The sequence below is a fragment of the Adlercreutzia mucosicola DSM 19490 genome, from assembly GCF_000422625.1.
Lineage (GTDB): Bacteria > Actinomycetota > Coriobacteriia > Coriobacteriales > Eggerthellaceae > Adlercreutzia > Adlercreutzia mucosicola.
In genome coordinates this window covers 55,985-76,376 of the sequence record NZ_AUGK01000016.1, presented here as the reverse complement: position 1 = coordinate 76,376, position 20,392 = coordinate 55,985, and the positions used below count along the sequence as shown (strand labels likewise).

Annotated in this window: 19 protein-coding genes, 4 tRNA genes, 1 rRNA gene and 1 other RNA gene; 2 read left to right on the top strand and 23 right to left on the bottom strand. The window is 65.8% G+C overall.

Going from position 1 to position 20,392, the window contains the following annotated elements; genetic code table 11:
* A 16S ribosomal RNA gene (locus G503_RS0109915) occupies positions 1-116 on the bottom strand; the annotation flags it as partial.
* Between the two features lie 492 nt (positions 117-608).
* Between G503_RS0109915 and G503_RS14745 the strand changes: the two genes are divergently transcribed.
* On the top strand, positions 609-2,066 hold the full coding sequence (locus G503_RS14745) for a CCA tRNA nucleotidyltransferase (RefSeq protein ID WP_235715542.1): 1,458 nt from the start codon (positions 609-611) through the stop codon (positions 2,064-2,066).
* Between the two features lie 60 nt (positions 2,067-2,126).
* Here the strand turns inward: G503_RS14745 and G503_RS0109905 are convergent.
* The 12 genes from G503_RS0109905 to G503_RS0109850 all read right to left on the bottom strand — a co-directional run bounded on the left by G503_RS0109905 (position 2,127) and on the right by G503_RS0109850 (position 10,312).
* Positions 2,127-2,203 (bottom strand) — tRNA-Glu (locus G503_RS0109905).
* A 55-nt stretch (positions 2,204-2,258) separates the two neighbouring features.
* A tRNA-Glu gene (locus tag G503_RS0109900) sits at positions 2,259-2,335 on the bottom strand.
* A 55-nt stretch (positions 2,336-2,390) separates the two neighbouring features.
* Positions 2,391-2,467 (bottom strand) — tRNA-Glu (locus G503_RS0109895).
* 24 nt (positions 2,468-2,491) lie between these two features.
* Positions 2,492-2,565: transfer RNA gene (locus tag G503_RS0109890), tRNA-Gln, on the bottom strand.
* A 145-nt stretch (positions 2,566-2,710) separates the two neighbouring features.
* Positions 2,711-3,373 (bottom strand): TetR/AcrR family transcriptional regulator, encoded by a 663-nt coding sequence (locus G503_RS0109885; protein ID WP_028027445.1) that lies wholly within the window; start codon positions 3,371-3,373, stop codon positions 2,711-2,713.
* 116 nt (positions 3,374-3,489) lie between these two features.
* Positions 3,490-3,873 (bottom strand): cytochrome c3 family protein, encoded by a 384-nt coding sequence (locus tag G503_RS0109880; protein ID WP_028027444.1) that lies wholly within the window; start codon positions 3,871-3,873, stop codon positions 3,490-3,492.
* Positions 3,874-3,877: 4 nt separating this feature from the next.
* Positions 3,878-5,575: an FAD-dependent oxidoreductase gene (locus G503_RS0109875; protein ID WP_028027443.1), complete on the bottom strand. Its 1,698-nt coding sequence runs from the start codon at positions 5,573-5,575 to the stop codon at positions 3,878-3,880.
* Positions 5,576-5,808: 233 nt separating this feature from the next.
* Positions 5,809-6,663: a bifunctional hydroxymethylpyrimidine kinase/phosphomethylpyrimidine kinase gene (gene thiD, locus G503_RS0109870; RefSeq protein WP_028027442.1), complete on the bottom strand. Its 855-nt coding sequence runs from the start codon at positions 6,661-6,663 to the stop codon at positions 5,809-5,811.
* 6 nt (positions 6,664-6,669) lie between these two features.
* Complete coding sequence (locus G503_RS0109865; RefSeq protein WP_051191116.1) at positions 6,670-7,266, bottom strand: cysteine hydrolase family protein; 597 nt, start codon at positions 7,264-7,266, stop codon at positions 6,670-6,672.
* A 63-nt stretch (positions 7,267-7,329) separates the two neighbouring features.
* Positions 7,330-7,980 (bottom strand): thiamine phosphate synthase, encoded by a 651-nt coding sequence (gene thiE / locus G503_RS0109860; protein ID WP_028027440.1) that lies wholly within the window; start codon positions 7,978-7,980, stop codon positions 7,330-7,332.
* 161 nt (positions 7,981-8,141) lie between these two features.
* Positions 8,142-9,506: a phosphomethylpyrimidine synthase ThiC gene (gene thiC / locus G503_RS0109855; RefSeq protein ID WP_051191115.1), complete on the bottom strand. Its 1,365-nt coding sequence runs from the start codon at positions 9,504-9,506 to the stop codon at positions 8,142-8,144.
* 161 nt (positions 9,507-9,667) lie between these two features.
* Complete coding sequence (locus G503_RS0109850; RefSeq protein WP_028027438.1) at positions 9,668-10,312, bottom strand: thiamine diphosphokinase; 645 nt, start codon at positions 10,310-10,312, stop codon at positions 9,668-9,670.
* Between the two features lie 30 nt (positions 10,313-10,342).
* Here G503_RS0109850 and rnpB point away from each other — a divergent pair.
* An RNA gene (gene rnpB, locus G503_RS15695) (RNase P RNA component class A) lies at positions 10,343-10,714 on the top strand.
* Between the two features lie 211 nt (positions 10,715-10,925).
* Here rnpB and G503_RS0109845 read toward each other — a convergent pair.
* The 10 genes from G503_RS0109845 to murG form a co-directional block, all read right to left on the bottom strand.
* Complete coding sequence (locus tag G503_RS0109845; RefSeq protein WP_028027437.1) at positions 10,926-11,750, bottom strand: DivIVA domain-containing protein; 825 nt, start codon at positions 11,748-11,750, stop codon at positions 10,926-10,928.
* A gap of 54 nt (positions 11,751-11,804) precedes the next feature.
* Complete coding sequence (locus G503_RS0109840) at positions 11,805-12,062, bottom strand: YggT family protein (RefSeq protein WP_028027436.1); 258 nt, start codon at positions 12,060-12,062, stop codon at positions 11,805-11,807.
* 36 nt (positions 12,063-12,098) lie between these two features.
* Complete coding sequence (locus G503_RS0109835; RefSeq protein ID WP_028027435.1) at positions 12,099-12,917, bottom strand: cell division protein SepF; 819 nt, start codon at positions 12,915-12,917, stop codon at positions 12,099-12,101.
* 117 nt (positions 12,918-13,034) lie between these two features.
* On the bottom strand, positions 13,035-13,721 hold the full coding sequence (locus G503_RS0109830; RefSeq protein WP_328285572.1) for a YggS family pyridoxal phosphate-dependent enzyme: 687 nt from the start codon (positions 13,719-13,721) through the stop codon (positions 13,035-13,037).
* Between the two features lie 11 nt (positions 13,722-13,732).
* Positions 13,733-14,560, bottom strand: a complete 828-nt coding sequence (locus tag G503_RS0109825; RefSeq protein ID WP_028027433.1) for a polyphenol oxidase family protein — start codon at positions 14,558-14,560, stop codon at positions 13,733-13,735.
* Between the two features lie 15 nt (positions 14,561-14,575).
* Entirely contained in the window at positions 14,576-15,700 is a 1,125-nt protein-coding gene (gene ftsZ / locus G503_RS0109820) for a cell division protein FtsZ (protein ID WP_028027432.1), read from the bottom strand.
* Positions 15,701-15,881: 181 nt separating this feature from the next.
* The gene (locus tag G503_RS0109815) at positions 15,882-16,925 is read right to left on the bottom strand and encodes a cell division protein FtsQ/DivIB (RefSeq protein ID WP_235715541.1); all 1,044 of its coding nucleotides are present in this window, start codon (positions 16,923-16,925) and stop codon (positions 15,882-15,884) included.
* Positions 16,918-17,850 carry a UDP-N-acetylmuramate dehydrogenase gene (murB, locus tag G503_RS0109810; RefSeq protein WP_028027430.1) on the bottom strand — a complete coding sequence of 311 codons (933 nt, stop codon included), beginning with the start codon at positions 17,848-17,850 and terminating at the stop codon, positions 16,918-16,920. The genes G503_RS0109815 and murB overlap by 8 nt, the downstream gene beginning before the upstream one ends.
* 6 nt (positions 17,851-17,856) lie before the next feature.
* Positions 17,857-19,239 (bottom strand): UDP-N-acetylmuramate--L-alanine ligase, encoded by a 1,383-nt coding sequence (murC, locus tag G503_RS0109805; protein ID WP_028027429.1) that lies wholly within the window; start codon positions 19,237-19,239, stop codon positions 17,857-17,859.
* 36 nt (positions 19,240-19,275) lie between these two features.
* Positions 19,276-20,391 (bottom strand): undecaprenyldiphospho-muramoylpentapeptide beta-N-acetylglucosaminyltransferase, encoded by a 1,116-nt coding sequence (gene murG, locus G503_RS0109800; protein WP_028027428.1) that lies wholly within the window; start codon positions 20,389-20,391, stop codon positions 19,276-19,278.
* Position 20,392 lies beyond the last annotated feature (1 nt).

Sequence of the window (20,392 nt, the reverse complement as noted above, 5' to 3'; positions counted from 1 at the left end):
TGTTACTCACCCGTTCGCCACTGTATTCCCGGCCGAAGCCGGCTTAACCGTTCGACTTGCATGTGTTAGGCACGCCGCCAGCGTTCATCCTGAGCCAGGATCAAACTCTCCGTTCAAAGTGCGGCCCGGGGGCCGCGACAGATCGCGTGAGTCTCGATTCTGTTTAAAACTCTCCGCGGGGCTCTTGGCCCCGACGGGGTTCAAAGTTAAAGCTTGTCGCTTCGAATGTCCGTCTGACGCCCGAGAGCTCGTCTCGGGCTTCCATCCTCAGTATCCGGTTGTCAAGGTTCCGCGGTCCTTCCGGCCGCCGCCGTCTCTCGCGAGCGGCGCAAGGAGATACTTTACGTTACCTCTCGGTGTCTGTCAACTCGTTCACAAAGTCTTGACAACTTCGCTTTCTCGCTTGACGGGCGCGGAGCCCTTCGCCGAGGCTGTCTTTTGCATCTCCGAAAAAGACAGCTTGCATATATTACCGTCTCTGGGATTTTGCGCAAGGGGTGATTTTTAATTTCTCGAAAAATTTTCCCTTGCGCGGGCACCTGCGCCCCTCGAAGGCAAGGAATACCAGTATACTGGGCCAAAACAACGACTCCCAGTAAGGATGCTTTATGGCGCAGGTCCACAGAAACCCGAATATGAGCGCTCGCCCCTTCGCCCTTTCCGACGAAGCGGCGCCTGTGCGGGATGCCTCTCCCCGCACCCGGGCCGAGACTTCCCTGCCGCTGCCGACCAGGGCCCGCGAGGCCCTTGCCATTATCGAGGCAGCCGGAGGCGAGGCCTGGTGCGTGGGCGGCTGCGTGCGCGACGCCCTGTTGGGGCGCCCCGTCCACGACGTGGACATAGCGGCCAGCCTTCCCTGGCCCGTAACGCAGGCCGCCTTTCGCGAGGCCGGCTGGAGCACCGTAGAGACCGGCGTGGCCCACGGCACGCTGACGGTCATCAGCGAGGGGGAGCCCTTCGAGATCACCACCTATCGCTGTGACGGCACCTACAGCGACGGTCGCCACCCCGACGCGGTGACCCCCGCAGCCACCATCCAGGAGGACCTGCGCCGCCGCGACTTCACCATAAACGCCCTGGCCTACCATCCCGAGCGCGGCATCATCGACCCCTTCGGGGGCATCGCCGATATGGAGGCGGGGCTTCTGCGCTGCGTGGGCGACCCCGCCACGCGCTTCGAGGAAGACGCCCTTCGCATCCTGCGGGGCTGCCGCTTCGCCTCCCAGCTCGGCTGTGCCATCGAGCCGGCCACCTTCGAGGCCATGGTCGCCTCGAAGTACCTGCTCCAGAAAGTATCGGGCGAGCGCGTCTACCACGAGCTTGAGCGCTTCTTCTGCGGCGAGTACGTCCACGACGCGCTCATGGCCACCGTGGATGTGCTGGCCTTCGTGCTGCCGGAGCTGGTAGCCATGAAGGGCTGCCCCCAGGTGACGCCTTACCATATATATGATGTGCTCGAGCACACGGCTTTCGTGCTGCAGCATACGCCGCCCACGCCCCTCGGCCGCTGGGTCGCGCTCTTCCACGACATGGGAAAACCAGCCGCAGCCTTCTTCGAGGAGCGCGACGGTCGGTCCGTGGAACATTTCTACGGCCACCCGTGGATCAGCGCCAACCTGGCCGAGGGCATCATGCACCGCCTGCCCTTCCCCGCCTGGCTGCGCCGCGACGTGCCGCCCTTGGTGCACCGCCACGACGATGAGGTGGCCCCCACACCCCGGGCCGTGCGGCGAGCCCTGGCGCGCCTGGGCGGCCGCGCCGATCTCTTCGAGGCGCTGTGCGACATCAAGCGGGCCGACGCCCTGTCCCAGGCCCCCTTCTGCGCCCCGCGGGCCGAGGGGGCCGAACGGCTGCGCGAGCTGCTCCACGAGGTGCTGGCCGCCGGCGACGCCTTCACGGTGAAGCAGCTCGCCATCGGAGGCGACGACGTCATGGCCCTGGGCGTGGAAGCGGGCCCGGAGGTGGGCCGCATCCTGCAGGCCTGTCTCGACGCCGTCATCGACGGTACGCTGCCCAACGAGCGAGCGGCCCTGCTGGCCTTCGCCCGCGAGCAGCGGGGCGCCTAGCCCCCTCCGTTCCCGAAACGGGCAACGAAAAGGGCCGCCCGAGGGCGGCCCTGAAAGTTCTGGTAGCTCCGACCGGATTCGAACCGGCGACCTCCGCCTTGAGAGGGCGGCGTCCTAAACCGCTAGACGACGGAGCCACATAGCGCGCTTCATAAAGCCGGGAGGGATAAACACCTCCCGGCCCGATTTCCCTGGTAGCTCCGACCGGATTCGAACCGGCGACCTCCGCCTTGAGAGGGCGGCGTCCTAAACCGCTAGACGACGGAGCCACATAGCGCGCTTCATAAAGCCGGGAGGGATAAACACCTCCCGGCCCGATTTCCCTGGTAGCTCCGACCGGATTCGAACCGGCGACCTCCGCCTTGAGAGGGCGGCGTCCTAAACCGCTAGACGACGGAGCCACATAGTGCTTCGCGCGATGAAAATGGCTGGGGTGGAAGGAGTCGAACCCTCACATACGGCACCAGAAACCGCTGTCCTGCCATTAGACGACACCCCAACGACAATTCTTCGCACGAACCGCTAAAGCGGTAAGCGCAAGTGAGTATATTATAGATGAAGAAGCTGTCCGTCAAGACCCAATTTCAGGTTTTTCGGAATCTGCGGGCAACGGCAGCGAAACTTGGCGACGCTCGGCACCGATGTTATCGAGGCGTTCGCCAATCACAGGGATCTGGAGCCGCCAACGCCCGAATACCCTCAATGATAATTTCGATTCCGCAGGCAAACGCTTCGTCAGAGTGAGCATCCATGACGATTTCTTCCCAAAGGGCCGAACGGTGATCGAGCGATGGCGCATGCGCTCCCCCGGGAAGATTGGCAATCGCCCGCTCCTTAATTGCATTGTCGGTGAAACCTGCCAAGAAAGCATCCACCATGGCCCAAGCGCGCTTCAGCACCGGCACGGGCATGCCCTGATCCAAGTGCAGCGCGACGATTCTCTCGGTGTGGCGAGCAAGGCCCTCGTTGCCTGTGCCGGGCGCAACCTCAATAGAGGCAAGCTCGGGATGGGCGAGCTCCTCAGTGTAGATCGAGGTCATGATGCGTCGAAGCGTGTCGTCCCAATACTCCCCGGGCACAGGATCGGTGTCCATCGTGGTCATGAAGCGTTCCAGCACTGCGGTGAGAACATCGCTCCGCGATTCGAAATAGCCATAGACCGCCATGGCCGATACGCCCAGCTCCCGCCCAAGCGATCGCATGGTGAAGGCTGCCAGGCCATCTTTCTCGATAAGCGCGGTCGCCGTCTCGACAATGGCGTCGCGGGAAAGGGCAGGGCGACCTTCCTGCGCCGACCTTTGCGTCACGAACCCGCCCTCCTTTTGCTATCGACCGTGTCTTGCACAGGCTAGTATAGGTGGACGGCGCAATCTCGTTGGATGCGCCGTCCCATCGACATTCGAAATACAGAGTACTCGACCGACTATAGGGAGGCTCCAGGCCCGTTCGTGGGGTTGTGCGGCCAAGCGTGGCAATTATCGCACTGGTTGTCAGTCACCTCCTTATCTCGGGCGTGGCAGTTCACGCAGGAATTGTAACCACCGTGAATGGAGTTATGCGGATTGGAGAGACCGTAGTCCGCCGTTGTCTCGGCAAGGGCCTCGTAAGAACCGCCATGGCAAGACAGGCACTGTTCGTCGGATTGATACTGGCCCGCTTCAGCCGTAGCATCTACCTGTTCCTCGGCTGTGCCGCCGGCAGCCTGATCGGCATCGGTGGCAGGTTGCTGAGGCGCACAGGCAAAAAGGGCGACACCCACGGTGAGGGCACAGGCCGCCGCAACCAGCTTCAACGCATTTTTCTTCATAGCCCTACTCCCCCTTCATGGCATGCTCGGCAGCCACATAGCCAAAAGTAACAGCGCGTCCGATAGATGTTCCGGGAATGTGCCGAGGATAATTCCCCGCGAAGAAACCGCCCGAAACATTACCCGTGGCGTACAGGCCGCCGATAGGCTTGTTTTCCGTGTCGAGAACCTGAGCATTCCCGTCGATGGTAAGGCCGCCTACGGTGGCAAGCACGCAGCTGTTGGTGGTCAGCGCGAAATAGCGCTTTCCCGTGAACGGCACTGCGGCAGACAGATCGCGGTCGAAGTCCTCGTCGATTCCCTTCTTGAAAAACTCGTTGTAACGGCCAATGGTGGCCGACAGCCCCTCGGGGTTCATTCCGCAGGCCGCAGCCAGTTCCTCGGGAGTGGCCCCCTCGAAGAGCCACCCCCTCCCCGCGTAGTCTTCAACGGCGGCGTCGTCCATTCCACCCATCATGGTTTCATCGAACACCGCCCAGCAATTCGCACCGTAATCGGGTTGGGCGTTCTGCGCGTTGGACACTGGCTGGAAGGGAAGATCCTCGCGCACGAAGCGGTTGCCGTCGCCGTTCACGAGAATGGCGATAGAGATAGCGCCCCAAGCGCGCGAGTCGTAGAAGGAGTCGGGGCTGCCCCAGCGGAAGTTCATGACCGGCTGAGGACACGGATCCATCTGGGCTCCCACCTGGATGCCCATGAGATGGCCATCCCCTGTGGTACCCCAACCGGGATTCCACCAGCTGGAAGAAGCATAATCCTCGGGACGACACCAGGCCTCCATGAGCGCGGGATTGGCATCGTAGCCTCCCGTAGCCAGAATGACCCCTTTGCGGGCGTTCAGTTGCACGTAAGAGCCGTCGGCGCTTCTGGCGATTACACCGGTCACCGACCCCGACCCCTCCCGTATGAGCTGCACTCCAGGTGTTTCGAAGCGAATATCGAGATTGTCGTACTGGCTTGCCACTTCCTGCATCTCCATGCACACGTACATACCTGCGTAGCCGGGGCGTATGCCGGCATCTGGCGGCAGGCAGGGGCTGCTACCGAAGCCGAGTTCGGTGGGAATGAGATCGGTGAGACAGGGCATCCCGCATGTCGAGGGAAACTCCTGAACATGACTGATGACAAACCCGTTGGATCCCTTGTCCAGCATCGCTTGCCAGAAATCGGTCGCCTCGCCGGAACGTCGCACGTAGGCATGTACCGGTTCGGGGCGAATGCGCCAATAAGCGCTGCGGTAAATCTCGTCGAGCAGCAGCTGCGGTTGAATGTCAAGCCCCTCCTGACACTTCGCATTCACCGCCCCAAACGCCTCGAAGCAAGCGCGACCGAAGGTCATCTTCTCGATACAGACGACGTCGGCGCCCTCGTCTGCCGCCTTCAGACTCGCCATAAGCCCACCGATGCCAGCTCCCACCACGATGATGTCGTGATCCTCCGTCGCTGCGATCTGGTCGGCCGGAATGGCGTCGGCGACAAAGGCGATAGGGCCGCGCGGGCCGGGACAAGCTGCCTTTTGCACGGGAATCCAGGCTGTCTCATTGGCCAGCTGGGCGATGGCCGGCACCGCCCCCTCCCCCTCCGCAGCTGTCGCCGGCGCGGGAGCTCCCGCAGTTCCAGCCAGCGCCAGGGCTCCCGCGGCCGCACCGACAACGCCGGCACCGCGCAAGAAGTCGCGACGAGATACACTCGTTCCCTCCATAGTTCCTCCTTTGACTACAGAACCTTACGCAACGGTCTTCCATGCCCGCTTTTCACCGATAAGCGGTCTTTACATCGTAAAGTATCGATGCAAAGCCGATGATAACCGCTTTGGTTTACAATGTAAAGTATGAAAGGCGAATCTCGTCGATACGCAAGGAACCGCCCCGCATGAAGAAGCTGGAAAACTTTGCGATGGCGATGAGGAAACGTGTCAGGGAGAAAGACGGAGCCCTAGCAGGGCACCGGGCCGTAGCGCCACATGTGGTTCAGAGGACCGCTGCCGCGCCCCAGATCGAGCCCGTCCGCCAGGGCTCCGGCCACGTAGGCCTTGGCCTCGCGCACGGCCACATCGACGGCAAAGCCCTGGGCCAGGTTGCAGGCGATGGCCGAGGAAAGGGAGCAGCCCGTGCCGTGGGTGTTGCAAGTCTCGATGCGCGGCCCGCGCAGCCAAATGTGCTCGCCGTGGGCCAGGCGCAGGTAATCATCGGCTGCATCGGGCTCGCCCACCCCGTGGCCGCCCTTGATCATGATGGCGGGGACGGGCGCGTCGCTGTCGGCGAAGTCGGGCACCGTGGCCGTCGCAGCCACGCAGCGCTCGGCGATCAGCTCGGCGGCGCGCTGCACGTCCTCGGGGCAAGCGATGGCCATGCCGGCGAGCACCTCGGCCTCGGGGATATTGGGAGTGACCACCTCGGCCAGGGGAAACAGATGCGCCACCAGCGCGTCTACGGCCTCACTGGCGATGAGCGCCGAGCCCGAGGTGGCCACCATCACCGGATCGACCACGATGTGCGCGGCTTCATGACGACGCAGCCCGTCGGCAATGGCCCGCACGATGGCAGGCGATGACACCATGCCCACCTTCACCGCGTCGGGACGGATGTCGTCGAACACCACGTCGATCTGCTGAGCCACAAAAGCCGGCTCGACCTCTTCCACCCCGTAGACGCCCGTGGTGTTCTGAGCCGTCAGGGCCGTCACCACGCTCTCGGCGAACAGCTGGTGGGAGCAGATGGTCTTCATATCGGCCTGAATGCCCGCGCCTCCGCTGGAATCGGAGCCGGCGATGGTGAGAACTGCCTTCATAGGGGCCTACCCTTCGATGAACTTTACGGCCTCATCGGTATCGATGATCTTCGCAGCGTAGCACACCTTCATATATTCGATGCCCTCTTCCTGGTTTCCCACGAGGAAGGTTGCCGTCGCGTCATCCACGACGATGATATTGAAGTTGTTGAAGTAGGCGTCGGCCACAGTGTGCTTCACGCAGATGTTCGTATCCATGCCGCAGCAGATGAGCGTGTCCACGCCCAGCTCGTTCAAAAGCAGCAGAAGCCCCGTCTGGAAGAACCCGCTGTAGCGGCGCTTCTCCACCACGTAGTCGGTGGGCTGCGGGTCCAAAAGCGGCGAGGTCTGGGCCTGGGGCGTGCCGGCGATGCCGTGGTTGCCCCACAGCGCCAGCTCGCGGTCGATACCGGGCAGGTGCGCGTCGTTGGAGAAGACGACGGGCATGCCGGCGGCGCGGGCGGCGGTGGTCAGACGCGCCGTCTGCTGCATCGGGGGCAGCAGCAGCGCCTCCCAAGGCGTGCCCGTGGGATCGCCCAGCTCATCGATAACGAGCAGCGCGCACTTCGCGCGGTCGATGGTATCCAGGTTCACCAGATCGTTGTTGTTCTCGTCTCCCAGCATGATCGTCCTTTCTCGATGGCGGCCGCAGCGCGGCCCGGCCAGGGTTTGCAGGCGGCCCCACCCTTAACGGGGCAGCACGTCATCCATGATACGGGAAAGCCCGCGGGTCGCCGCCGTTATATCGTCGGCGGCGAAGATGGCGCTCACCACGGCGGCGCCGTCCACGTTCAGGTCGGCCAGAAGCGGCAGCGTGTCGCCGTTGATGCCGCCGATGGCCACGATGGGGATATCCACCGCCGCGGCAATGGCGCGGAACTCCTCGGGTGTGAGCACACCAGCCTCGGGCTTAGTGGCCGTACCGCGCACGCCCCCCACTCCCAGATAGTCGGCGCCGGCGGCCTCGGCAGCGCGGGCCTGCTCTACCGTCTGGGTGCTCACGCCCACGATGGCATCGGGCCCGAGCAGCGCCCGGGCCCGTTCGCAGGCCATGTCGTCTTGGCCCACGTGCACCCCGTCGGCGCCGACCGCGAGCGCGCACTCTACATCGTCGTTCACCACGAAGGGAACCCCGGCCGCCCGGCACAGGGCCAAAAGCTCGGCAGCCTCGGCAACGAGCGCGTCGGGAGCGGCATGCTTGTCGCGCAACTGTACAAAGGTGGCGCCTCCCTCAAGCGCCTCTTCCACGCACGAGGCCAGGGTACGCTCCCCCAGCCACGCATTGTCGGTCACCGCGTATAGGCGCAACGCGGCCTTCAGGTTTTTCTTATCGAACATGTTCTTACCTCCCGGGTTGAACCCATGTCAGCGAGGGTCCGATAGGTGCCTGGAATTGCCCCGCCTTCGCACCAAGTTGGCTTCGGCCAACGCCGCGTGCGAAACAAGGGGCAAGGCCAGGTGCCTATCGGAGCCACAGCGTCGGCTTAATTCGTTGTCCGTCAGGACAACGAAACAGTGAGTCCGTCCATGATGTCGTTCACTGTCTTCATGGCGCACATCTTTCCGCACATGGTGCAGGTGCCCTCAGTGGAGGGCGGAGCGCTCTCGAAGACAGCGCGGGCCCGGGCCGGATCCAGAGCCAGATCGAACATCTCGTCCCAGGCCACGCGCCGGCGGGCATCGCTCATGCGGTTGTCGCGGTCGCGCGCGCCGGGCACGCCCTTGGCGATGTCGGCGGCATGGGCGGCGATCTTCGTGGCCACCAATCCCTCGCGCACATCGGCCGCATCGGGCAAGCGCAGGTGCTCGGCCGGAGTCACATAGCACAAAAAGTCGGCGCCCGCGGTAGCCGCAACGGCCCCGCCGATGGCGGCCGTGATGTGGTCGTAGCCGGGAGCGACATCGCACACGAGAGGCCCCAGCACGTAGAAGGGAGCGTCGTGGCACAGACGCTTCTGCAGCTTCATATTGGCGGCGATCTCGTCGAGGGCCATATGTCCCGGGCCCTCCACCATCACCTGCACGCCGGCATCCCAAGCGCGACGCGTGAGCTTCCCCAGCTCGATGAGCTCAGCGATCTGCGCCGCGTCAGTGGCGTCGTAGCCGCTGCCGGGACGCATGGCGTCGCCCAGCGAGATGGTCACGTCGTGCTCGTGCAGGATGGCCAGTACCTCGTCGTAGTACTCGTAGAAGGGGTTCTCGCGGCCCGTGGCCTCCATCCAGGCGAAGATGAGCGAGCCACCGCGGGACACGATGTTGGTCAGGCGCCCCGTCTCCTTGAACGATTCGATGACCCGGCGGTTCATGCCGGCGTGAATGGTGACGAAGTCCACGCCGTCCTCGGCATGGGCCCGTACCACTTCCAGGAAGTCCTCGGGCGTGATGGCGATGAGGGCCTTTTCCAGATAGCCGATGGCATCGTACATGGGCACCGTGCCGATCATGGCCGGCGATTGCTCGATAAGCTTCGTGCGGAAGGCGCGCGTCTTGCCGGAGTTCGACAGATCCATGATGGCATCGGCCCCCAGGTCCAGGGCCACGGCCACCTTCTCCCATTCCGTCGCCTCGTCAGCCATGTCGCCGGAGATACCGAGGTTCACGTTCACCTTGGTAGTCAGCGGCACGCCGTCCAAGGTGGAGCCCACGCCGCCCGGTGTCAGGCTCGCATGGTGGATGTTGGCGGGAATGGCGATGCGGCCGGCGGCCACGGCGGCGCGGATGGCCTCGGGCTCGCGGCCCTCGGCGGAGGCCACGGCGGCCATCTGGGGCGTGATGATGCCAGCACGGGCATAATCCATTTGGGTGATAGGCGCGGGGGCCGGCCCAGAGGCGGCGGATACGGATGTCGTGCGATCTTCGATCATAAAACTCCCTTCGTTGGCATTACCCACAGCAGGTTCGGCGGGTCGAGGCGTATGCGGCGCCTCCTCTCAGCCTGCCCGGCCGCACGCGCATGCGGCGGCTGCAAGCTCCCCAGGTATGCGGTTGTCAGATCAGTATAGGGAACCCTGCGGCGACGAGGAGCCTACAGGGGCAGGAACACGGCCAAGGTGCCGCTTTCGACGGAGATACGGGCGGCCGTGCCCACGAGTTCGTTGGATAGGCCCCAGCTCGTGCGATTGGTGAGCGTAACGCCGTCGAGTCCGTATTTCAGTCCCTCCTCGCACACGCCGGTGGCCACATCGGAAAGGGAGAAGACCGACACGATGCCCCCATCGGCCGCCTCGATCAGCAGCTCACCCGGCCCTACCAGCAGTGCGATGCGCTCGCGCTCCCCCACGGCCGCCACGTCCAGCCCGCGCTCGGCGAACGAGGCCAGAAGCGACAGGTTCGCGAGCGTGTGATCGAGCCGGCCGCCGAGGGCCCCGTACACTTCCACGGTCCCGGCACCGCACGTCAGCGCCTCTTCCAGGGCCAGCTCCATGTCCGAAGCGTCCTTCTCCGCCGGAAATAACTTCACGGGCACGCCCTCGGGCACGAAGCCCAGGGAGTCGAAATCGCCCAGAGCAAGATCGGGCACGCAGCCCGCCGCCTCAAGGGACGCGAAGCCGCCGTCCACGGCGATAACGGCATCGAAGGCACCGCAGGCCGCGCGCTCGGCGAAGTATGCTGCGTTGAAATCCGAGGCGCCGACAAGGGCGTAGGTGGTCACGGGAATCCTTTCTGGCAAGTTCCGTCCTTTCTGCTACAATACCACAGGCGAGCGGGCCAGACGGCCGCGTACCCTTCGGGGTGCGAGGAAAGTCCGGGCTCCGCAGGGCAAGATGCCAGCTAACGGCTGGGCGGGGCGACCCGACGGACAGTGCCACAGAAAAGAAGACTCCCCTGCTCGGAACATGCAGCGACAAGCCGCATGCGCGACACAGGAGAAAAGCTGAAACGGTGCGGTAAGAGCGCACCAGCGCGGCGGTAACGTCGCGGCTTGGTAAACCCCATCTGGAGCAAGCGCAAATAGGAGCGCCACACGGTGGCCCGCCGTGCGCTCGGGTTGCGTGCTAGAGGCGCGAGGCGACTCGCGTTCGAGATAAATGGCCGTCCCCGACAGAACCCGGCTTATAGGCCCGCTCGCCGAAACCCACATGTCAAAACCCATACGCCGAAACCCATACAAAGCGCCCGCTTTTGGCCTAGCTCGCGAAAACGTAGCCAAAATGCGAGAAAGTCACGTCGACCCTCTTCGGCGAGGGCTTCGCCGAGGCGCAGGGGCGAGGTGCCGGAGGCAGGACACGAAAAGAGCCGCCTTGAAGGCGGCTCTTGCATGCACGGAACGTTTTCGGATCCGTCTAGTCGATTTCTTCGAACTCGAAGTCGTCGGCGTCACCGAAACCGGAGAGGTCCTTCTCGTAGGGAGAGGCGACCGGCGTAGCGGCGGCCACGGCGATGCCGGCGGCAGCGGCCGGGGCGGCCGGGGCGGCGGGCGTCACGTAGGAGGAGGGGGCCACGTACTCGTCGATCTCGAAGTTGCCGGTGAGGCCGGCGGCCACGTCGTACTCGCCATCGGCCACGGCAGCGGCGGCGGGCACGTTGGCCCCGATGTCGGCCAGCTTGCGGGAGGCGTCGGCGATGATGTCCTTCAGCAGGTCAGCGTACTCCTCGCGAGCATCCTCGCGGTCGTCCTGCAGCTTGCGGATGGCATCCACCACGTCCTGGCGATCGGTGTTGGCGCGATCGATGATGCGCTGGGCCTCGTCGCGGGCGTCCTGGATGGTCTCGGTGGCATTCGCGTTGGCCTTGGCCAAAATCTCATCGGCCGAGCGCTGGGCGATGATAAGGGCCTGGGCGATGGCGTTGTCGTCGGCGCGCTTGTCGGCCAGCTGGCGCTCCAGGTCGCTGATGATGGCATCCTTCTGGGCCAGCTGGGCATCCAGCTCGGAGGTGTCCACCGTCGCCACGGCCGTCTCGGTGATGGCCACCGTGGAAGAGGCCGGGGCGTCGAAGCCGCTGAAGCGATCCTCCTCCAGCTGAGCCTGCAGGTGCGCGATGGTGTCGTTCAGCACATCGATCTCATCGGCAACATGCTCGAGGAACACGTCCACTTCGTCGACATCGTAGCCCTTGCGGTCGATGGAGAAGCTCTGATTGTGGATGTCAGAAGCAGTGATAGTCATGGATTACCTGGCCCTTCTTACGTTGCTGTTGCTATCTGAATGCCGGTCGCTTGACTAGAAGAGCCACGCCAGCAAACGTACCCCGAATTGTAATACAAGCAAGGCGATGATGGGAGTTACGTCCACCATACCTCCAAGGGGCGGAATGAGTTTTTTGAACAAATTGAGGAAGGGGTCGCACAGCTTTCCCAACGCCCGGTAGATGTCGCCGACAACGCCGTTCTGAGTGTTGGGCAGCCACGACATCATCACGTACACGAAGATGATCATGGAATAGGCGTTCGCAAGCTGCGCGATGAGGTTGATCAGCATAGAAGCTCCTTTGGAAGACGCGGGGACAGCACCGGCTTAGGCCAGACCCTGGCTGCGCAGATAGGAGCGCTCGCCCTCGGACAGTTCGTTGATGCGCGTCAGCGCGAAGACCTTGTTCCCCACGCTCTCGACATTGGCGTCCAGGGCGCTGGCCACGCCGAAGGAGAAGTCGAGGATGCGCTTGGCCAAGGCGTCGGGCGTGCCCGTCAGGCACAGCACCACCGCATCGCCCAGCTTCAGTGCCGTGGCAATGGCCTCGGCATCGTTGTAGGCCACGGGCTTGATCACCTTCAGCGTGCGCGACGGCGTGGTGCGCGCGGCTGCGGCGGCCCCGAAGGCGGGACGGCTGCTGCCGGCGCTCGGGCGCTCGTCCTGGGAAGAGGTCGTGGGCTCGAACAGCGAGTTCAGCCCCTCGGAGCGAGCCGTATGAGCCGCCGTGGCCGCCGCGGAGGCGGCAGCGGTGCCCTCGGGGGTCATCTGGGGCGGCAACGAGGAATCCACCATGGTGCGGAACGAGTTGGATCCGCTCGTCCGACGGCCGGATACGCCGCCGTCGCGTTCTCCCAAGCTGGGCACCTGGGTGCGGGCGCGCACATCGTCGATGGACACGAGACGCGGCATGGAAGAGCGACCTGCCGAGCGGCCCCCCACTTCGCGGGTGGTCACCGAGCTGTAGGGATCGTAGCGCGACGAGGAGGACGAGCGCTCGTAGCTCTCATCGTAGCCGTACTCGCCGTAGTCTTCCTCATCGTATTCCTCGTAGTCGTCGTAGTATTCCTCGTAGTCGTCTTTGCGACCGAAGCCCAGCTTCGACTTAATATCGCCGAACATGCGCTTGCCGTCGTTCAGGTCCATGGGGCCTCCTGCTTTACGTTCCGAGTATCCGCGCGGTGGCACCCTCCTGGCCCGAAAAGGGCCGAGGTCGCCTCGGCGGCCTGGTATAGTCCGCCCACCATCATAGCAGGTTCGCCGCTACTCCTCGAAAGATTCGCTAAAGATCGCACGGCCGATGCGCACAATCGTGGCACCGCAGGCAATGGCGCAGGGCCAGTCCTCGCTCATGCCCATGGACAGCTCCGTGAACGCCGCGGCCTCATCGGGGGCCAACGTGGCGCGGATCTCGTCGGCCAGGGTCGCCAGGCCGCGGAAGGCGGCCTCGGCGCGGGCGGCATCGCCCTGGGGCGCCATGGTCATGAGGCCGCGCACGCGCACGCGCGGCAGGGCCGCCACGGCGCGCACGAGACCCGGGGCCTCCTTGGGGGTCGCGCCGCTCTTGGACGCCTCGCCGGACACGTTCACCTCGATGAGCACGTCCTGCACCTTCCCTGCGGCCGCAGCCGCCCGATCGATCTTCTCGGCGTGACGGAGCTGGTAGAGGGAATGGATGAGCACGGAGGCGCCCACGATCTCGGGAATGCGCCGCGACTGGATGTTGCCGATGAAGTGCCAGCGCAACGCGGGAAACTGGTCGGCGCGGGCCGCCAGCTGCTCGGGGCGGTTCTCGCCGAAGTCCACGGCACCGCCGGCCGCGGCATCGGCCACCTCGTCCGGCCCCACGGTCTTCGACACCGCGACGACGCGCACCTCGGACGGCGCCCGCCCGCATTGCTCGCACACCTCGGCCACTTCGTCAACGACGCACTGGTAGCGGTTTCTCACGCTCAAGGGAATCACCTTTCCGATCGATAGGCCAAAGCCCCGTGGCGGCCGCACACGCCGCCGGAGGCCCGGTAGGAGAAATAGCGGTCGGGATGGCACTGGGTGCACACCCCCGCCGACACGATGCGGCGCCCGTCAATCCCCGCCGATGCCAGATCGGCGGCGATGGCCGCGGCCATGGACACGTGGCGCCCGTCGCCCTCCACGCAGGCCGGGCCGAACGCGTCGCGAAACCGAACGGCCACCTCGTCGCCCACCTCGAAGCAGCAGGGGCCGATATGGGGCCCGATATAGACGTTCAGGGCCGCCGGGCTCACCTGGTCGGCCTCGGCCAGCGCGCGGGCCGCCGCCGAGGCGATGCCCCCCACGCAGCCGCGCCAACCGGCGTGGGCCACGGCAAAGGAGCCGGAGGGCGACACGAGAATCACCGGCGTGCAGTCGGCAAAGCACAGCAGGGCCAAAGCCCCCGGTACCGTGACGAGAAAGCCGTCGGCCCCCGCCGCAGCCTCGGCGCGGGCGGTTTGAAGGGCGGCCGGGCCGCTATCGCGCACGGCAACGATGCGAGTGCCATGCACCTGGTTGGCCACGAGCACCTCGGTCGGATCGGCACCGAGGGCCCGGGCGGCGCGCGCCACGTTCTCGGCCACCGCCGCCGGGTCGTCGTTCACATGATTGCCCAGATTCAGCGCGCCGTAGCACCCGTCAGACACGCCGCCCTCCCGGCCCGTAAAAGCAACGCGCACGCCCAAGGTGCGGGCGAGCGCGTTGTCGGTGAGCACCGGGATGGCGCCCAGAAGATCTTGTTCGAGCCGCGGCGAAGGCAGAACAGTCGTGCCCATGAAACGGCCCGGCTCCTAGCGCGAGCGCTTCAGGAAGTCGGGAATGTAGTCCTCGTCGGCGAAACGGTTCGTGGGCGCCGGGGCGCTGAAGGTGACGGGGGCCTGCTGCACCGGCTGGGGCGCAACCGTCTCGGTGGAGGCGAACAGGTCCTTGCGGGGCGAGAAGTCCATGGAGGACTGGGACGCGCCCACCTTGAAGCCCGTGGCGATGACCGTGATGCGCACGGCATCGCGCAGTTCCTCGTCGATGATCTGGCCGTAGATGATGTTGGCGTTATCGTCGGCGCAGGCCTCCACGGTGCGGGCCGCCTCGGACACCTCGGTGAGGGTGAGGTCGGGGCCGCCGGCGATGGAGAACAGCACGCGGGACGCACCGGCGATGGAGGACTCCAGCAGGCTGGAAGAGGTGGCCTGCTGAGCGGCGTCCAAGGCGCGGTTCTCGCCCGTGGCCACGCCGATGCCCATCATGGCGGTGCCGGCGTCCTTCATGACCGTGCGGATGTCGGCGAAGTCGAGGTTGATCAGCCCGGGGATGGTGATGAGGTCGGTGACGCCCTGGATGCCCTGGCGCAGGGTGTCGTCGCAGATGCGGAAGGCGTCGATCATGGACGTCTTCTTGTCGACGATCTCGAGCAGGCGGTCGTTAGGGATCACGATGAGGGTGTCGACCTTCTGAGACAGAAGGTCGATGCCCTGGTCAGCCTGATTGCGACGGAGACGGCCTTCGAAGGAGAAGGGCTTGGTGACCACGCCCACGGTAAGGGCGCCGATCTCCTCGCGGGCGATCTCGGCCACGATGGGGGCCGCGCCGGTGCCGGTGCCGCCGCCCTCGCCGGCGGTGACGAACACCATGTCGGCCTCGGCCAGGGCCTCGCGGATCTCCGCGCGGCTCTCTTCGGCGGCCTGGCAACCCACCTGGGGGTTCGCGCCGGCGCCAAGGCCGCGGGTCAGTTCTTCGCCAATGTGGATGGTCTTATCCGCATCGGACATGAGAAGGGCCTGACGGTCGGTGTTGACCGCGATAAACTCCACACCGCGCACACCGGCTTCCACCATGCGGTTCACTGCATTGGTTCCGCCGCCGCCTACGCCGACGACCTTGATAACCGCCAGATGCTCTCCGCCCGGGATATTCACCATTGTTGTTCCTCCACACTAGCTGCGTTTCACTGCTGCGTTTGCTCGTTCTTCGCGCGCCGTGCAGACGCGCCTTTCCCGCCGCTTCTGCAAGCGGCATTTATGTGGGGATATTTTACACGATGAGGTGCCCTTTGCAACGATAAGCGCGGCTAAAGGATTCCCCATGTCCACGAATACGACATTAAACGGCGCGCCAGGTGGGGCGGTCCACGACGCGAACGTTGATGTAGGCCACCTTGCCGGGGTGTTCCTCCATGATTTTCAGGCAGATGCGCTCCTTGTCGCGGATGTCCTCGGCGGTGCCGAAGGCGATCTCGATGCCGTTCTCCAGCGTGAGCAGCGTGGAGGCGGCGTCGGTGGCCGAGACGGCCTTCACCTGGTCGGCCAGATCGGTGGACAGGCCGTCCAAGATGGCCAGGGCGTTGTTCACATTGTCGTCGGTGCAGTAGGTGCCCACTTCGGGCGTCAGGCCGAAGGGCACGTTCTTGATGTGCAGCACGCTGGCGGCGTCGGTGTAGATCTGGGGGCTGATGGACTGGCCCAGCTCGGAATCTTGGGCGGGGATCTCCATGAGCCACATGCCGTCCGAGGCGATGGCCCACATCTGGGTGGTCTTGGCGTTGTCGGCCACCACCTCCACCACCGCGGCCACCTTGCGCTCGGTCACGACGATCTCCAGGGTATTGGGGAACAGGCGGTTCACCTTCACGTCGGCCACCCAGGAATCGCGCACCACGCTGTTCTCGATGGCGGCGGCATCCACGTTCAGAAGGGTGGTGCCCTGGGGCACGGCGGCCAGCACGGCCATCTCCTCGTTGGTCAGATGGTCGGCCCCGGTCACCTTCACCTCCTCGATGGCGAAGGCCGACGAGAAGTACAGCCCCGCGTAGGTACCCACGCCGAGCACCGCCACGACGATGACGGCCACGATGGCCTTGAAGGCCGTCGAGCGGTTCTTCTTCGCCGCCTCGCGCCGACTGGCCTGGCGGTGCACCCGGTCCAAGTCGCCCAGGCGCACCGAGCTGACCTGGGCGGGCGTCCCGGGCCGGGCCGAGGCGCGGCCGCCCCGGGCCGTGGGCGTGCCGGGAGCCGCGCCCGCACGGCGGGCACTCGGGCGAGCGGCACCGCCGCCGCGCCCCGAAGCCGTCGGCCGCGAGGCGGCCGAGACGGCGCGGCGCGCGGCGCTCTTGTTGTAGCGGGGGTTGTTCGAGCCGCGGTTAGCCACGGGCGCTCCCGTTGAAGCCCACGAGGCGCACCTCGCAGGCCAGGTCCACGCCGTAGGCCTCGCGCACGCGATGGCGCACGTGCTCCATGAGGGCGCGCACATCGGTGGCCGTGGCCCCGCCGCGGTTCACGATGAAGTTGCCGTGCAACTCGGAGATGCAGGCGCCGCCGCAGACGGTGCCCTTCAGCCCCAGCTCGTCGATGAGGCGCCCCACCGAGGCGCCCTCGGGGTTCTTGAACACCGAGCCGCAGGTGGGCTCGGCCAGAGGCTGGCTCTGCTGACGGCGGGCCAGGTTGGCCTCCATCTTGTCGCGCACGGCGAAGGGATCGGCCGCCTCGGCGGACAGCTCGCATTCCAAAATGGCCTCGTCGTCGGCGAAGGAGCTAGTGCGGTAGCCCCAGGCGATATCGTCGCCGCGCAGGCGCGCCAGGCCGCGGCCAGGCCGATAGGTGGCCACCGACACCACCCGCGAGCTGATCCACTCGTCCCGCGAGCCGGCGTTCATGCGCAGAGCACCGCCCAGGGTGCCCGGGGTGCCCACGGCGAACTCGAATCCGCCCAGGTTGCGGCGGAAGGCTTCCTGCACCACCGAGGACAGCGTGGCCCCCGCGCCGACCAGAAAGCGCCCCTCTTCGAAGCGCGTCGTGCGGAAGTCGCGGCCGAGGGCCACGGCCACACCGGCAAAGCCCTCGTCGGCCACGAGCACGTTGGAGCCGCGGCCCACCATGAACCAGGGCACGTCCTCGGCAACGCACACATCGATGAGCCCCGTGAGGGCCCCCACGGAGTTCACACGCACGAAGAAGCGCGCCGGGCCGCCGATACGATAGGTGGTGTGGCGGCTCATGGGCTCGTTGGGATAGACGTCGCCGTCGAAGCGATCGTCCACCAGAAGCGATTGGAGCGGAGAAGCGTGACGGGCCATGGGTTCCTACTGCCCCAACTCGTCGACCAGCTGCGGCGCGATGGCGGTCACATCGCCGGCGCCCATGGTGATGATCAAATCGCCCGGCTCGGCGATCTCCAGCATGGCGGGCACCACGTCGATGCGGCGCGGCACGTAGCGCGCCCCCGTATGCCCGTGCTCGATGACCGGGGCGAGGAAGGTCTTGCCCGACACGCCCGGCACCGGGGCCTCGCCAGCCGAGTACACGTCCATGAAAGTCACGGTGTCGGCCCCGTCGAAGGCGGCGCCGAACTCGTCGTGCATCACCTCGGTGAACAGGGCCACGCGGGAATAGCGATGGGGCTGGAACAGCACGTGGATGCGGTTGAAGTCCAGGGCGCGGGCGGCCTGGATGGTGGCGGCGATCTCCGTGGGGTGGTGGGCGTAGTCGTCCACCACGGTCACACCGGCCGCCTCGCCGGCCAGATCGAAGCGACGGCGCACGCCGGAGAACTCCGCGAGCTTCTCGGCGGCCGCCTCCACCTCAAGGCCGAGGGCGTCGATGAGGGTGAGCACCGCAGCACCGTTGGCCACGTTGTGCATCCCGGGATTCTGCTTGATACGGCTTTCCACCTCGCGCCCGTCGGGCAGACGCAGGGTGAACACGGTGCCCACGCCCGCCGGCTCGGCCGCAAGGATACGGGCATCGCAGCCCTCGCCGAAGCCGTAGGTGATCACCGCGCGACCCGTGGATCGGGCCACCTCGACCAGGCGCGCATCGTCGCCGCACACGACCACGGGGCCGTGCTCGCGCACTCCTTCCAAGAAGGCGCGGAACTGGGCGTAGATCTCGTCGAGCCCCTCGTAGTGGTCCAGGTGGTCGGCCTCGATGTTGGTGACGATGGCCGCCGCCGGCGACAGGTAGGTGAACGACTTGTCCGACTCGTCGGCCTCCACCACGTAGTAGCGGCCGGAACCGGAGTGGGCGTTGGTGCCGTAGGCGCGCACGATGCCGCCGATGAGGAAGGTGGGGTCGGCCCCCATGGCATCCAAGGTGCTGGCCAGCATGGACGAGGTGGTGGTCTTGCCGTGGGTGCCCGCCACCGCGAGCGTGTCCAGGTTGCGGCCCAAGTGCGCCAGCATCTGGGCGCGGTGGCGGATGGCCAGGCCGCGCTCCTTGGCGGCGATCAACTCGGGGTTGTTCTCCAGAATGGCCGTGGATACCACGACCATGGGGTCGCCCTCGGGGATGTTGGCGCCGTCCTGGCCGATGAACACCGTGATGCCCGCGTCGCGCAGCTGCTTGGTGTAGCGGCTCTCCTTCAGATCGGAGCCGGACACGGCCATGCCCTGGTCGTGGGCAACGCGCGCGATGCCGCTCATGCCGACGCCGCCGACGCCGATGAAGTGAACTGTCTCTGTGCTCATGGGCAACCGTCCCCTCTGTGATGGGTTCAAACTTCGTTATTGTACCGTAGAGGGGCGACCCTCGGCCGCCGCCGTCACAACATCTGCCAACATCGTGGCCGCCTCCGCCGTTTTCTGGGCCCGGGCGGCCGCCGTCTGGGCCGCGCGCACCGCCTCATCGTCGATGAGGGAGAACACGGCCTCGGAAAAGGCCGGGGTGTCCAGCTCGGCATCGGGCACCATGAAGGCGCAGCCGGCATCCACGTAGGCCCGGGCGTTGGTGGTCTGATGATCCTCGGTGGCATGGGGGTAGGGCACGAGCAGGGCGGGGATGGCCCGGGCGGAGATCTCGGCGAGCGAGGTGGCCCCGGCGCGCGACACGATGGCGTCGGCGGCGGCCATGGTCTCCCCCATGCGGTCCTGGTATCCCAGAAGTGTCCAGCGGCCCGCCTCTTCCTCGGTCAGGGCCAAGGCCTCGGTCACGGCGTCCAGCTCCTTGGGACCGGTGATGTGCACGACGTGCAACCGAGGGCGGGACAGCAGTTCGTCTTTCAGGGCCACTACGGCCTCGTTGATGTGGCGGGCGCCCAGAGAGCCGCCGAACACGAGCAGCATGGTGTCGTCCTCGGAAAGGCCGAACAGGGCGCGGCCCTCCTCCCGGCTCGCCTCCATCACGCTGCGGCGCACGGGATTGCCCGTCAGGCGCGCGGAGGCATCGGGCGGCAGGCAGGCCATGGAGTGCTCGTAGGTCACACACACGCAGGCGGCCTTCTTGGCCAGGTACTTGTTGGCCATGCCCATGACGGAGTTCTGCTCGTGCAGCACCACGGGAATGCCCATCTTCTCAGCGGCGCGGGCCACCGGGATGGACACATAGCCGCCGAAGCCCACCACCACGTCGGGCTTGATCTCGCGGAACCATTGCTCGGCCTTGCGACTGGACGCGGCGATCTTGCCGACGCCCTTCACGAGCGACAAGGGGTGCTTGCGGTTGAAGCCCGAGGCCTCGAAGGCGGTGAAGGGCACGCCAGCGGCCGGAACGAGCCGGGCCTCCACGCCCTGGGGAGTGCCGGCGAAGCGCACGTCCCAGCCGCGGTCGGCAAGCTCGCTCGCCAGGGCGAGCGCGGGGTTGATATGTCCGGCGGTGCCACCGCCCGAGAGAACTGCCAGCATG